The 14,335-nt window shown below is 66.1% G+C and carries 11 protein-coding genes; 8 read left to right on the top strand and 3 right to left on the bottom strand.

From position 1 onward, the window contains the following. Positions 1-178 precede the first annotated feature (178 nt). Both FQV39_RS07610 and FQV39_RS07605 read left to right on the top strand, forming a co-directional pair. A complete protein-coding gene (locus FQV39_RS07610) occupies positions 179-781 on the top strand; it encodes a GNAT family N-acetyltransferase (protein ID WP_149129739.1) in 603 nt (200 codons plus the stop codon). Then, positions 778-1,710 carry a hydroxyacid dehydrogenase gene (locus tag FQV39_RS07605; RefSeq protein WP_149129738.1) on the top strand — a complete coding sequence of 311 codons (933 nt, stop codon included), beginning with the start codon at positions 778-780 and terminating at the stop codon, positions 1,708-1,710. Before FQV39_RS07610 ends, FQV39_RS07605 begins: the two co-directional genes overlap by 4 nt. Before the next feature lie 113 nt (positions 1,711-1,823). On the opposite strand, the gene ade is transcribed toward FQV39_RS07605, so the two are convergent. Continuing rightward, positions 1,824-3,524, bottom strand: a complete 1,701-nt coding sequence (gene ade / locus FQV39_RS07600) for an adenine deaminase (protein ID WP_149129737.1) — start codon at positions 3,522-3,524, stop codon at positions 1,824-1,826. Between the two features lie 121 nt (positions 3,525-3,645). On the opposite strand from ade, the gene FQV39_RS07595 reads away from it, so the two are divergent. The 3 genes from FQV39_RS07595 (at position 3,646) to gatA (ending at position 6,465) form a co-directional block, all read left to right on the top strand. Next, positions 3,646-4,344, top strand: a complete 699-nt coding sequence (locus tag FQV39_RS07595) for a metal-dependent hydrolase (protein WP_149129736.1) — start codon at positions 3,646-3,648, stop codon at positions 4,342-4,344. A gap of 215 nt (positions 4,345-4,559) precedes the next feature. Then, positions 4,560-4,847 carry an Asp-tRNA(Asn)/Glu-tRNA(Gln) amidotransferase subunit GatC gene (gene gatC, locus FQV39_RS07590; protein ID WP_149129735.1) on the top strand — a complete coding sequence of 96 codons (288 nt, stop codon included), beginning with the start codon at positions 4,560-4,562 and terminating at the stop codon, positions 4,845-4,847. A gap of 85 nt (positions 4,848-4,932) precedes the next feature. Further along, positions 4,933-6,465, top strand: a complete 1,533-nt coding sequence (gene gatA, locus FQV39_RS07585) for an Asp-tRNA(Asn)/Glu-tRNA(Gln) amidotransferase subunit GatA (RefSeq protein WP_149129734.1) — start codon at positions 4,933-4,935, stop codon at positions 6,463-6,465. A gap of 177 nt (positions 6,466-6,642) precedes the next feature. Here gatA and FQV39_RS07580 read toward each other — a convergent pair whose 3' ends face one another. Next, entirely contained in the window at positions 6,643-9,843 is a 3,201-nt protein-coding gene (locus tag FQV39_RS07580; protein WP_149129733.1) for an efflux RND transporter permease subunit, read from the bottom strand. 118 nt (positions 9,844-9,961) lie between these two features. Then, the gene (locus FQV39_RS07575; protein ID WP_149129732.1) at positions 9,962-11,116 is read right to left on the bottom strand and encodes an efflux RND transporter periplasmic adaptor subunit; all 1,155 of its coding nucleotides are present in this window, start codon (positions 11,114-11,116) and stop codon (positions 9,962-9,964) included. 385 nt (positions 11,117-11,501) lie between these two features. Here FQV39_RS07575 and gatB point away from each other — a divergent pair, with 385 nt between their 5' ends. From gatB to FQV39_RS07560, 3 genes are all read left to right on the top strand, one after another. Beyond that, entirely contained in the window at positions 11,502-12,980 is a 1,479-nt protein-coding gene (gene gatB / locus FQV39_RS07570; protein ID WP_149129731.1) for an Asp-tRNA(Asn)/Glu-tRNA(Gln) amidotransferase subunit GatB, read from the top strand. Between the two features lie 202 nt (positions 12,981-13,182). Then, positions 13,183-13,689, top strand: coding sequence for a GNAT family N-acetyltransferase (locus FQV39_RS07565; RefSeq protein WP_149129730.1), 507 nt, complete (start codon positions 13,183-13,185; stop codon positions 13,687-13,689). A 28-nt stretch (positions 13,690-13,717) separates the two neighbouring features. Further along, positions 13,718-14,212 carry a GNAT family N-acetyltransferase gene (locus FQV39_RS07560; protein ID WP_149129729.1) on the top strand — a complete coding sequence of 165 codons (495 nt, stop codon included), beginning with the start codon at positions 13,718-13,720 and terminating at the stop codon, positions 14,210-14,212. Positions 14,213-14,335 lie beyond the last annotated feature (123 nt).

Here is a 14,335-nt window from a genome sequence, read left to right as displayed (position 1 = left end):
CTGTGCGCCGCGCGAATGACGGTTTCCTGCAAGCTGTAGCGCCAGCGCCATCGCGTCCTGCCGCCAATTCGGCTATATGCGCGCGCTTCGGAACAATCCGATGCGATAACAAGAGCATAGATCACCGTTACCGCGTCCTGTCGGACGCGCGGCGATCTAGGAAAGCGGCGTCGCCGCCATGGAAGGACGTTCCGCCGTGCCGGCGCGCATCTCGTTGCGAGTTCCCGACAAGACCCTGCTCGGCGCCTATGAGGCGGCTCTGCATGGTGGCTGGTCGCCGAATACGACGCGCAACGTCGCGCCCGAGCAACTCGCCGCCATCGCCGTCGATCCCGATGCCTTCCTCGCCGAGCTCCGGGGCGGCCCCGGCCGCATCCGCCTGCCGGATGGCCGCGAGGTCGATCGCATCCCCGGGCCGACGCGCTGGATCTTCGCCGAGGATCGGCCAGAGCGGCCCTTCGTCGGCTCGATCAATCTGCGCTGGCAGGAGGATGACAAGGGCAGGCCTGTGTTCGCCTTGCCCGAGCATGTGCTCGGGCATATCGGCTACACCATCCTGCCGGCCTTCGCCGGCCATGGCTATGCCACGGCCGCATTGGCCGCGATGCTGGGCATCGCGCGCGAGGCCGGGCTGCCGGAAATCTCGATCACCTGCGACGTCGAGAACCATGCTTCCCGCCGCATCATCGAGAAGAACGGCGGGCAGCTGGTCGAGACCTTCGTCGCGCCGCTCTACAGCCCCGATCCACGCCTTCGTTTCATCGTCAGCACAGCCCCATGACCGACATCGTCATCACCGAGTTCATGGACGACGCAGCCGTCGCGAACCTCAAGGCGCGCTTCGCAGTCCACTATGATCCCGAGCTCTATGCCAGCCCGGACGAGATCGCGCGGCTCGTTGCCGATGTCCCGGCCGTGATCGTCCGCAACCAGACGCAGGTCCGCGGCAAGGTGCTGGAGGCCGCAAAGGCGCTGAAAGTGATCGGCCGGCTAGGTGTCGGCCTCGACAATCTCGACATGGAAGCCTGTGCCGCCCGCGGCATCCGCGTCTTCCCCGCGACCGGCGCCAACAGCCTGTCCGTCGTCGAATATGTCATCGGCACCGCGATGACCCTGCTGCGCGGCGCCTATTTCGCCAATGCCGCGATGCTGGCCGGCGAGTTCCCCAAGACGAAGCTGATCGGCCGGGAAATCGCCGGCAAGCTGATGGGCTTCGTCGGCTTCGGCGCCATCGCGCGCGACGTTGCCCATCATGCCCGCGCGATCGGCATGGAGGTCGCCGCCTACCATCCGCGCCTGCCCGCCGACGATCCGGCCTGGAGCGGGGTGAGGTCGCTTGGCTTCGAAGACCTGCTGGCCGAGGCCGATGTCATCAGCCTGCACGTGCCGCTGACCGCCGAGACGCGCGGCCTGATCGGTATCGAAGCCTTCGCCCGCATGAAGCCGGACGCGATCCTGATCAACACCGCGCGCGGCGGCATCATGGACGAGGCGGCGCTGGCTGCAGCCCTGAAGGCCGGCAAGCTCGGCGGCGCCGCGATCGATGTCTACGAGCAGGAGCCGCTCGGCAAGGACGCCGCCAAGGTCTTCGCCGGCACTCCCAACCTGATCCTCACGCCACACATCGCCGGCAATACGGTGGAGTCGAACGGCCGCGTCTCGGGGCTCGTCGCCGAGAAGGTCATGGCTGCGCTGGAAGAGCGAATCTAGCGCCTGCAGTTGACGTCATTCTCGGGCCGCGCTTTGCGCGGACCCGAGAATCTCGGGACGAGAAGGCGCTGGTTTCCGAGATGCTCGGGGCAAGCCCGAGCATGACGGCAACCTCACACAAAATCGAACCGATCCACATCGACCAGCCCCTTGTCGGTGATCTTGAGGTGCGGGATCACCGGCAGCGTCAGGAAGGCGACCTGCAGGAAAGGCTCGGCCAGCACGACGCCGAGCGCCTTCGCTGCGGCACGCAGATGCTCCAGATCGTGCCGCACCACCTCGAAGGGCTGTTCGCTCATCAGCCCCGCGACGGGCAGCGCCAGCTCCGCCGTGACCTTGCCGCCATCCGCCACGGCGAAGCCGCCCCCGATCTCGATCAGCCGGTTGGCCGCGGCGGCCATCGATGCCGCGTCGACGCCGACCACGCAGAGATTGTGGCTGTCATGGCCGACCGAGGAGGCGATGGCGCCGCGCTTCATGCCGAAGCCGTGGACGAAACCGGTGGCGATGCCGCCGTTTTTGCCGTGACGCTCGATGACGGTGACCTTGATCGCATCCTGCGCCGCATCCGGCAGGGCCTCACCGTCGCGCGAGGGCAGGGACATCGATAGCCGCTCGGTGATGATCCGCCCCGGCACCACGCCGATCACCGGCGTCTTGCCGTCGCGCGCCTGTGCCCGGAAATCGCTGGGAGCGAGCTTGCGGCTCTTCACGCTGCCGAGCCCGACTGGAGCGATCGCCGTCCGATCCGCGAACAGCGCCTCTTCGACCAGCCGGCCCCCAGTGATGACCTGCTTCACCGAGCAGGCGGCGAGGTCTTCGACCAGCACGATGTCGGCGCGCTTGCCGGGGCCGATGAAGCCGCGGTCGAACAGGCCGAAATTGCGCGCCGCCGAGAGCGAGGCGATGCGATAGGTCGCCAGCACATCGGCGCCGTTAGCGATGGCGGTGCGGATCATGTAGTCGAGATGGCCTTCCTCGGCGATGTCGAGCGGATTGCGATCGTCGGTGCAGAAGGCGAGGAAGGGCGAGGCGTCGCGCGAGATCAGCGGGATCAGCGCGTGCAGATCCTTCGAGACCGAGCCCTCGCGGATCAGGATCGCCATGCCCTTGGCGAGCTTCTCCCGCGCTTCTTCGGCCGTCGTCGTCTCGTGGTCGGTGCGGATGCCGGCCGCGAGATAGGCGTTGAGGTCCATACCCCGCACCAGCGGCGCGTGGCCATCGATATGACGGTCGGAGAAGGCTTCGAGCTTGGCGAGGCAGCCCGGATCGCGATGGATCACGCCGGGGAAGTTCATGAACTCGGCCAGCCCGATCACCTTGGGATGATCCATCATCGGCGTCAGGTCGCTGGCTTCGAGCTGCGCGCCGGCGGTTTCCAGATGCGTCGCCGGCACGCAGCTCGACAGGTTGACGCGGAGATCCATCCGCATCGCCTCGGCGCAGGCGAGGAAATAGCGGATGCCTTCGGCGCCGAGCACGTTCGAGATCTCGTGCGGGTCGCAGATCGCCGTGGTGACGCCGTGCGGCAGCACGCAGCGCTCGAATTCGAGTGGCGTAACCAGCGAGGATTCGATGTGCAGATGCGTGTCGATGAAGCCGGGCACTGCGATGAGGCCCTTCGCGTCGATGACGCGCCGACCTTCGTAATTGCCATAGGTTCCCACGATGGTGCCGCCGCAGATCGCGATGTCGCTTTCGACCAGCGCGCCGGTGACGAGATCGAGGAGCTTCGCCCCCCTGATGACGAGATCGGCCGGCTCGTCGCCATGGCCCTGGGCGATCCGGCGGGCAAGTGTGGCAGCGTCGGTCATGGGGCGATTCCGTTGGTTCGACATGGCGCCAGCCTGCCTTTCTCCTGATGCATTGTCGACTTGGTCGCAGGCCCGGATCGGCCTAGATAGGGGCGGCATCTCGAAAGCCCGGAGGCTTCGCATGAAACTCACCTGGTACGGCCACTCCGCCTTCCGCGTCGACATCGACGGCGCCGCCATCCTGATCGACCCGTTCTTCACTGGAAACCCGGCCTTCGAGGGCGATGTCGCGGCGATCTGCAAGGGCGTGAGCCATATCGTCGTTACCCACGGCCATGGCGACCATGTCGGCGACACGCTCGACATCGCCGGCAAGACCGGCGCGACGGTGATCACCAACTATGATCTGGCCATGCATCTGGCCGGGCAGGGGCTGAAGAGCTTCCAGCCGATGAACACCGGCGGCACGGTCGACCTCGGCCCGTTCAGTGTCACGCTCGTCCGCGCCGATCACTCGGCCGGGATGGGCGAGGGCGGCGTCAATGTCCCCGTGGGCAGCGCCAATGGCGCGATCATCAAGGCCAGGGGTGAGAAGACGCTCTGGCATATGGGCGACACCGATATCTTTTCCGACATGGCGCTGCTCGCCGAGATCCACGGTGTCGAGGCTTGCATTTGCCCGATCGGCGATCGCTTCACCATGGGCGGCAAGGTCGCCGCGCTCGCCATGACCCGTTTCGTCAAGCCGAAGGTCGCGATCCCCAGCCATTACGGCACCTTCCCGATCATCGACCAGAATGCCGATACCTTCGTCGCGGGACTGAAGGGCAGCGGCATCGAGGCCATCGTGCCAAAGAAGGGCGAAGCTTTCGCGGTCTGACCTGGCCGTCATTCTCGGCCGTAGTCCTCGGGTCCGATCTTTGATCGGCCCAAGGATGAACTCCGCGGAGAGCCGAGAATCTCTGAATGGAGAGAAGGTCGGGTCAAGCCCGGCCATGTCGCGCTTCGTCTTGGCCCTTACTTACGCGCCGCCATCTGCTATAGCGCGGCGAACCGTTTCCGGCGCGTGAGCCGCGCCCCATTCAGGAGTCCGCCATGTCGGTCGATCTCGCCACCGTCAAACGCGTCGCGCATCTCGCGCGCATCGCCGTGCCGGAGGCCGATCTGCCCAAGCTGCAAGGCGAGCTCAACGCCATCCTCGGCTTCGTCGAGCAGCTCGGCGAGGTCAACGTGGATGGCGTCGAGCCGATGACCTCGGTGACGCCGATGGCGATGAAACAGCGCGAGGACCTGGTCAATGACGGCGAAATCGCCGACACGATCGTCGCCAACGCCCCGGCTTCCGAGGACAACTATTTCATCGTGCCGAAGGTGATCGAATAGGCGCCAGGCGCGCCTATTCGATCACCCCGGACGCGCGAAGCGCGATCCGGGGTCTTTATGACCAGATAAACTCCGGAATTCTCCCGTGACCGATCTCACCCGCCTGACGCTGACCGAGGCCCGCGACGGCCTGAAAGCCAAGACCTTCTCCGCCACCGAATTGGCGAAGGCGCATATCGCCGCCGTCGAGAAGGCGCGCGCCCTCAATGCCTATGTGCTGGAGACGCCGGAGCAGGCCCTGAAGCAGGCCGCTGCCTCCGACGAGAAGCTCGCCAAGGGCGAGGCGCGCCCGCTCGAAGGCCTGCCGCTCGGCATCAAGGATCTCTTCGCCACTGAGGGCGTGCGCACCACCGCCTGCTCGAACATCCTCGGCAATTTCGTGCCGGCCTATGAGTCGACCGTCTCCAGCCAGCTCTGGCGCGATGGCGCGGTGATGCTCGGCAAGCTCAACAATGACGAATTCGCCATGGGCTCGTCGAACGAGACTTCGGCCTTCGGCAATGTCGTCAACCCGTGGCGCCGCAAAGGTTCCAACGTAGGACTGGGCTCGAATGTCGGAGCCGGGCAGGGCGGGGCCGTCGAGGGCAACCATCTCGTTCCGGGCGGCTCGTCGGGCGGTTCGGCCGCGGCCGTCGCCGCCGATCTCTGCCTTGCCGCGACCGCGACCGACACCGGCGGCTCGATCCGCCAGCCCGCCGCCTTCACCGGCACGGTCGGCATCAAGCCGACCTATGGCCGCTGCTCGCGCTGGGGCATCGTCGCCTTCGCCTCCTCGCTCGACCAGGCCGGGCCGATCGGCAAGAGCGTGCGCGACTGCGCCGTGATGCTGCGCTCCATGGCCGGCCACGACCAGAAGGACACGACTTCGGTCAATACGCCGGTGCCCGACTACGAGGCATCCGTTGGCCGCTCGGTGAAGGGCATGAAGATCGGCATTCCCAGGGAGTACCGGCTCGAGGGCCTGAACCCCGAGATCGACGCGCTCTGGCAGAAGGGCATCGAATGGCTCAAGGCCGCCGGCGCCGAGATCGTCGAGATTTCGCTGCCGCACACCAAATACGCGCTGCCGGCCTATTACATCGTCGCCCCGGCTGAGGCCTCCTCGAACCTCGCCCGCTACGACGGCGTCCGCTACGGCCTGCGCAAGCAGGGCAAGGACATCGTCGAGATGTACGAGAAGACCCGCGCCGCCGGCTTCGGCGCCGAGGTCAAGCGCCGCATCATGATCGGCACCTATGTGCTCTCGGCCGGCTATTACGACGCCTATTATCTGCGCGCCCAGAAGGTCCGCACCCTCATCAAGCGCGACTTCGAGACGGTTTATGCGCAGGGCATCGATGCGGTGCTGACGCCTGCGACGCCGTCCGCGGCCTTCGGCATCGGCGAGAAGGGTTCGGCCGATCCGGTCGAGATGTATCTCAACGACGTCTTCACCGTGACCGTGAACATGGCCGGCCTGCCGGGTATCGCCGTGCCCGCCGGGCTCGACGCTCAGGGCCTGCCGCTCGGCCTGCAGCTCATTGGTCGCCCCTTCGACGAGGAGACGCTGTTCTCGCTCGGCGAGGTGATCGAGCAGGCGGCCGGCCGCTTCCCGGTGTCGGAGCGCTGGTGGGGCTGAGCCATTCTCGTCGTCATGCTCGGGCTTGACCCGAGCATCTCCTGATCGAGATTCTCGGGTCTGCGCTTCGCTCCGCCCGAGAATGACGCCTTGAGAAAACAAAAAGGGCCGCGCGAGCGGCCCTTTTTCACATCTGCCGTTGGGGCAGCGGCGGCCGGAAAGCCGCCGCCGTCACCTTCAGCCATGCGCTCTCGTCGGCTCTTGGCGCGCAGCCTGCACCTTGCGTCGCTTGCCACCCAGCTCCGCCAGCCAGCGCACCATCACATAGAACACCGGCGTGAAGATCAGGCCGAAGAAGGTGACGCCCAGCATGCCGGAGAACACCGCGATGCCCATCGCCTGGCGCATCTCGGCACCGGCGCCGACCGAGATCGTCAGCGGCAGCACGCCGAGGATGAAGGCCATCGAGGTCATCAGGATCGGCCGCAGGCGGGTGCGGGCGGCGGCGATCGCCGCGTCGCGGCGGTGCATGCCTTCCTCCTCCGCCTGCTTGGCGAACTCGACGATCAGGATCGCGTTCTTGGCGGCAAGGCCGACGAGCACCACGAGGCCGATATCGACGAGGATGTTCCGATCCAGATTGGCGTAGTTCACGCCGAACATCGCAGCCAGGATACACATCGGCACGATCAGGATGACCGAAAGCGGCAAGAGCCAGCTCTCGTAGAGCGCCGCCAACAGCAGGAAGACGAACACCACGGCAAGCCCGAAGGCGATGATCGCCGTATTGCCTGCGAGCTTCTCCTGCAGCGCGATCTCGGTCCATTCGAAGCCGAAGCCCGCCGGCAGTCGCTCCGCCGCGATCTTCTCGATCGCCGCGATGCCCTGGCCGGTCGAGAAGCCGTGCTTCATCGAAAGCTGCACCTCGGCCGCCGGGTAGAGGTTGTAGCGCGGCACGCGATAGGCGCCGGTCGTGTCATGGAAGGAGGCGACCGAGCCGATCGGCACCATCTCGCCATCCGCGTTGCGGGTCTTGAGATTGGCGACGTCGCGCGTGGTCAGGCGGAACGGATTGTCAGCCTGCGCCGTGACGCGATAGGTGCGGCCCAGCAGGTTGAAGTCGTTGATATAGGCCGAGCCCATATAGGTCGACAGAGTCTCGAAGATGCGCGTGATCGGCACGCCGAGCATCTCCGCCTTGGTGCGGTCGATATCGGCATAGATCTGCGGCGTCCTGGTCGAGAACAGCGTGAAGGGCTGCTGGATGCCGTCGACCTGCCCGGCCGAGCCGGCGACGATCCAGGCCGCGCCTTCCAGCGCCGGCAGGCCGCGGCCGCTGCGATCCTGGACATAGCCCTTGAGGCCGCCGCCCGTGCCGATGCCCGGAATGGCCGGCGGCTCGATGACGAGCGTGAAAGCCTCCGGGATCGTGAACATCTGCTGGCGCAGGTCGTTGAGGATGCCGGCGGTGGTCAGGCCGTCCTTCTCGCGATCCTTGAACGGCGCGAGCGTGACGAAGGCGACGCCGGTATTGGGCGCGATTGTGAAGGTCGCGCCGTCGAGGCCGGCGAAGGCGACGGTATGCGCCACGCCCGGCCGCGACAGCAGGAGCTCGTTGGCCTTGCGGAGCACGGCATCGGTGCGCTGAAGCGAAGAGCCCGGCGGCAACTGCATCGCGACGATGAAATAGCCGCGGTCGAGTTGAGGCACGAGGCCGGTCGGCGTCCGGCGGATGTCCCAGACCGTCGCGGCGATCAGGCCGGAATAGACGATCAGCAGGATCACTGCGATGCGGATGAGCCGTGCGGTGACGCGCCCATAGCCCCGCGACAGCCAGTCGAAGCCGGCATTGAAGTAGTAGAAGAACCAGCGGACAGGTGCGCCGAGCTTGTAGAGGAAGCCATGCTGAGCGTGCTCGTCGTGCTTCCTGTGCGGCTTGAGCAGCACCGCCGACATCGCCGGCGAGAGCGTCAGCGAGACGAAGCAGGAGATCGCCGTCGAGGCTGCGATCGTGACCGCGAACTGCTGATAGAAGGTGCCCTGCAGACCGCTGATGAAGGCGGTCGGGATGAACACGGCGCAGAGCACCAGCGCGATCGCCAGCAGCGCGCCGCCGACCTCGTCCATCGTCTTGTGCGCGGCTTCCTTGGGCGAAAGACCTTCCGCCAGATAGCGTTCGACGTTCTCCACCACCACGATCGCGTCGTCGACGACGATGCCGATGGCGAGCACGAGCGCCAGCAGCGAGATCGTGTTGAAGGAGATGCCGACCGCGCTCATCACCAGAAAGGTGCCGACCAACGAGACCGGAATGGCCACGATGGGAATGATCGCGGCGCGCCAGGTCTGCAGGAACAGGATCACCACGATGACGACGAGCACGACCGCCTCGAGCAGCGTGTGTACCACCGCGTCGACGGACTCGCCGATGAACTCGGTCGGGTTGTAGATGATGCGGTGTTCGAGGCCCGGCGGGAACTGCTTGGCCATCTCGTTCATCGTCGCGATCAGCTTGTCCGACGTCGCCAGCGCGTTGGAGCCGGGCCGCTGGAAGACGCCCATGGCGACGGTGTTCTTGTTATCGAGATAGGCGTTGGAGGTGTAGTCCTGCGAGCCGAGCTCGACGCGGGCGATGTCGCGAACGCGGATCGTGCCGCCATCGGCATCGGAACGCACCACGATGTTCTCGAACTCGGAGACATCGGTCAGGCGGCCGAGCGTGTTGACCGAGAACTGGAAGGCCTCGTCCGACTTCGCCGGCGGCTGGTTCAGCGCGCCGGCCGCAACCTGGACGTTCGCCGCCCTGAGCGCGGCGACCACGTCGCCCGCCGTCAGGTTGCGCGCGGCAACCTTGGCCGGGTCGAGCCAGATGCGCATCGAGAAGTCGCGCGCGCCGAAGACCTGCACGTCGCCGACGCCATCGACGCGGGTGAGCACGTCCTTCACGTAGAGCGAGGCGTAGTTGGAGATGTACTGCGCGTCGCGCGACCCGTCCGGCGAGATCATGTTGATGACCATCAGGAAGTCGGGCGAGGCCTTGCGCACCTGCAGGCCGAGCTGGCGCACCTCCAGCGGCAGGCGCGGCTCGGCCTGCGAGACGCGGTTCTGCACCAGAACCTGGGCCTGGTCGATGTCGATGCCGGCCTTGAACACGACGTTGATCGTCACCACGCCGTCGCCGGTCGACTGCGAGGTGATGTAGAGCATGTCGTCGACGCCGTTGACCTGCTGCTCGATCGGCGTCGCCACCGTGGCGGCGACGACCTCGGCCGAGGCGCCGGGATAGGTGGCGCGGATCGACACCGTCGGCGGTGCGATCTCGGGGTATTCGGAAATCGCCAGTGTGCGCTGGGCGATGGCGCCGGCGATCGTCAGCAGCACCGAAAGCACGGTGGCGAAGATCGGTCGATCGATGAAGAAATGGGCGAAGCGGAACATGGAAGCGTCCTGTCCGGAAAAGCGGGCGGACGCCCGGTGGCGCCCGTGTTTCGGTGTTGGGTCGGCACGGCCCGAGAAGCGGTGCGCCGGCCTTGGGAAAAGCCGGCGCGGGAGGCGCTCAGTTCGTCGTCGCGACCTTGATCTCGCCCGGCTGCGGCGTGACGGCGACGCCAGGACGGACCATCGGATTGGCATTGCCGCCGACGATCACCTTGTCCTCGACCGACAGGCCGGAGCGGATCACCCTCAAGCCCTCGCTGATCGGCCCGAGCTCGACCCGCTTCGGCACGACCTTGTTCTCGGGGCCGACCGTGAGCACGATCTTGTTGGCCTGGTCGGAGACGAGCACGGTATCGGGCACGAGCAGCGCGTCGGATTCGCCGGCGAAGAAGCGCAGGCGGCCGAACACGCCGGGAGTCAGGAACTGGTCCTTGTTGTCGAACACGGCGCGGCCGCGGATCGTGGCCGAACGCGCGTTCACGGCGTTGTCGACGAAGTTGACCTTGCCGCGGCGGCCCCATTTGGTTTCATCCGACAGCTTCACCTCGACCGGGACACCGGCGTCCTTGCCCGAACCGTCGCGCAGGCTGGCCATGCGGGAATAGCGCAGGAAGTCGGCTTCCGAGACATCGAAGGTGAAGTAGATCGGCGAGACCGCGACGATGGTCGTCAGCAGCGTCGCGCCCGACTGGCCGCCGGCGATCAGGTTGCCCGGGTCGACGCGGCGGTTCGAGATGCGCCCGGAGAGCGGGGCGCGCACCTCGGTCCATTCGAGGTTGAGCTCGGCGTTCTTGAGATTGGCCTCGGCGCCCTGCAGCGTTCCGACCGCGCTGTTGAGGTTGGCGCGGCGCTGGTCGACGTCGCGGGCCGTGATCGTGCGGTTCTGGGTCAGGCCCTCGGCGCGATCGACCTCGTTCTGGGAGAGCTCGACCTGGGCCTTGGCGCGGGTGACGTCGGCGCGAGCAACGTCGACGGCCAGTTTGTAAGGCCGCTGATCGATGGTAAAGAGCAGGTCGCCCTTCTGGACAAGCGCACCGTCTGGGAAGTGCACGCTGTCGATGAAGCCGGAGACGCGGGCACGGATCTCGACCTGCTCGCTCGCTTCGAAGCGGCCGGTGAACTCGTCCCAGTTGGTGATGCGCTTGGCGAGAGGGGGCGCGACCTGAACCGGAGGGGCCGGCGGAGCTCCCTGGGCAGCGGCGTCGAACGTGGTGAGGCCGGTCGACGTAGCAATGGCAGTGAGCACCACGCCGATGAAACGGCTGCGTGACATGACGGAACTCCGAATGACAGGCGGCGCAACCATAGCCGGTTTTGCGACCTTTGACGCTAAAAGGGATGATGGCTGACGAATGTCAAGATCCATCACCCGTCAAGAAATGCGATATTGCGCCAGATAAGCCATATTCCCGCCATCTGGTTGCAGGAGCGCAACGGCGCTGCACTATGCCGCGGAGTTTCAGGGCAGCCATGCGAAGCAACGGATGCTTGCCGCAAGCTCGCCGACATCGTAACGCGTAGGCGACCTAGAGCACGCGCCGATCAGATTGCGTTGCAATCTGATCGGGTCACGCGTTCTCTAATATCATCTTAGAGACGGATTCACCGATCAGGTTTGAACCTGATCGGATCCGGCTCTAGCAGCCGGAAGACCACAGATGAATGTGCATGCCCGCCCCGCCGACCCGAAGAAGCTGATCAAGGGCGCGACTGGCGATTGGGAAGTCGTGATCGGCATGGAGATCCATGCCCAGGTCACCTCCAATGCCAAGCTGTTCTCCGGCGCCTCGACCGGTTTCGGCGCCGAACCGAACGAGCATGTCAGCCTCGTCGACGCCGCCATGCCCGGCATGCTGCCGGTCATCAACGCCGAATGCGTCCGCCAGGCGGTGCGCACCGGTCTTGGCCTCAACGCGCAGATCAACCACCGCTCGGTCTTCGACCGCAAGAACTATTTCTACCCGGATCTGCCGCAGGGCTACCAGATCAGCCAGTACAAGAGCCCGATCGTGGGCGAGGGCGAGATCGTCGTCGATCTCTCGCCGACCGAGCAGATCACCGTGGGCATCGAGCGGCTGCATCTGGAGCAGGATGCCGGCAAGTCGATCCACGACCAGCATCCGACGATGAGCTTCGTCGACCTCAACCGCTCGGGCGTGGCGCTGATGGAGATCGTCTCCAAGCCCGATCTGCGCTCCTCCGAGGAGGCGAAAGCCTATGTCTCGAAGCTGCGCACCATCCTGCGCTATCTCGGCACCTGCGACGGCGACATGGAGAAGGGCAACCTGCGCGCCGACGTCAACGTCTCGGTGCGCAAGCCCGGTGACGCGCTCGGCACGCGCTGCGAGATCAAGAACGTCAACTCGATCCGCTTCATCGGCCAGGCGGTCGAGGCCGAGGCGCGCCGCCAGATCGGCATCATCGAGGATGGCGGCACGATCGATCAGGAGACCCGCCTCTACGATCCCGGCAAGGGCGAGACGCGCTCGATGCGCTCCAAGGAAGAGGCGCATGATTATCGCTATTTCCCCGATCCGGACCTGCTGCCGCTCGAATTCGACGATGCCTTCGTCGAAAGCCTGAAAGGCGCGTTGCCGGAGCTGCCGGACGGCAAGAAGGCGCGCTTCATCACGGAATACGGGCTTTCGCCCTATGACGCTTCGGTGCTCGTCGCCGAGCGCGAGCAGGCCGACTATTTCGAGGCGGTCGCCAAGGGCCGCGATGGCAAGGCCGCCGCCAACTGGGTGATCAACGAGCTCTTCGGCCGTCTCAACAAGGAAGGCAAGGATGTCACCGCCTCGCCGGTTTCGGCTGCCCAGCTCGGCGGGCTCGTCGATCTGATCGGCGAGAGCGTCATCTCCGGCAAGATCGCCAAGGACCTATTCGAGATCCTCTGGACCGAAGGCGGCGACCCGCGCGAGATCGTAGAGGCCCGCGGCATGAAGCAGGTCACCGACACCGGCGCCATCGAGAAGGCGGTCGACGAGATCATCGCGGCCAATCCCGACAAGGTCGAGCAGGTCAAGGCCAAGCCCACCATGCTCGGCTGGTTCGTCGGCCAGGCGATGAAGGCCTCGGGCGGCAAGGCCAACCCGCAGGCGCTCAACGAGATCCTGAAGAAGAAGCTGGGGATCTAGCTTTGGCGGGCGGTGGGGAACCTCGACCGTCATTCCGGGGCTTCGCGCAAGCGAAGAGCCCGGAACCCATGAACACCGGATGTCGTAGAAAAGCGTCCCGCCGCACAGATTTTCCGGCACCGCCGGTGTTCATGGGTGCCGGGCTCGCGCCTGTGGCGCGCCCCGGAATGACGCGGTGGTTCCATCGCGACAGGGAGCTGGGATGATCCCGGCCGATCTCGTCATCCGCGACGCTGAAGCCGCCGATGTTCCGGCGGTGAGGGCGCTTTTGGTCGAGACCTGGCATGCCACCTATGACGGCATCTATGGCTGGCAGCGCGTTGCCGAGATCACCAATGCCTGGCACTCGCTGGAGAACCTGCACAGCCAGCTCGGCCGGGACGAGGGGATCTTCCTCGTCGCGCTGATCGGCGAGGAGGTCGTCGCCACCGCCTCGGCCCGGCAGGAACGCGATGGCGCTGCCCTGCTGACGCGGCTCTACGTCCTGCCGGCCTGGCAAGGCGTCGGCATCGGGCGGACGCTGCTGCAGGTCGCGCTCGCCTGCTTCCCGAAGGCGCCGGTAGCGCGCCTGGAGGTCGAGAGCCAGAACGAGCCGGCCATCGCCTTCTACGAGCGCATGGGCTTCTTCCTGCAGCGTCAGGCGCGTTTCGACGGCCGCGACGACACCCCCAACACCCTGTTGATGGCCAAGCGCCTCTTCGTCGAATGAGCGCGGCGGGAGCCGCAAGGAAGCCGCGATGATCCGACAAGCCGTGGATGTCTCCGAAATCGTCATGCGCGAGGCGGTGGCGGCCGACGTGCCGCGCGTCGCAGCGCTGATCATGCATGGCGCGTCGACGCAGACGCGCACGCCGGAGGCCATCGCCGCGGAGGCGCGCGACCCCGCCTATTCGAAAGCCTTTGCCGCGATCGAAGCCAGTCCACACAACCGGCTCTTCGTCGCCGAGCGGGTAGGGGTGGTGGTCGGCACCTATCAGATCACGCTGCTGCCGGGGCTGGCCGAACGCGGCCGCCTGCGCGCCAAGATCGAAAGCGTCCATGTCGCGCCGGAATCCCGCGGGCTCGGCATCGGCGCGGTGATGATGCGCCACGCGCTCGCCTTCGCGGCGGAGAACGGCGTGGGCCTCGTCGAGCTCACCTCCAACAAGAGCCGCACCGACGCCCATCGCTTCTACCGCAATCTCGGCTTCGACCAGAGCCATGAAGGCTTCAAATGGGCGCTCGACCGCTGACGGGGCGGCCCGACAGTTGATGCTCTTCAGAAGGAGGGCGGGGTTGTCCGAACCGCTCTTCCGGCCTGTGGGCCCGCTGCTTAGGTTTCCGGCCGAAGCGCTACGCCTGAAAGGAAGCGAACG

This window comes from Bosea sp. F3-2 (assembly GCF_008253865.1).
Lineage (GTDB): Bacteria > Pseudomonadota > Alphaproteobacteria > Rhizobiales > Beijerinckiaceae > Allobosea.
This window is presented reverse-complemented; position numbering and strand designations above follow the sequence as displayed.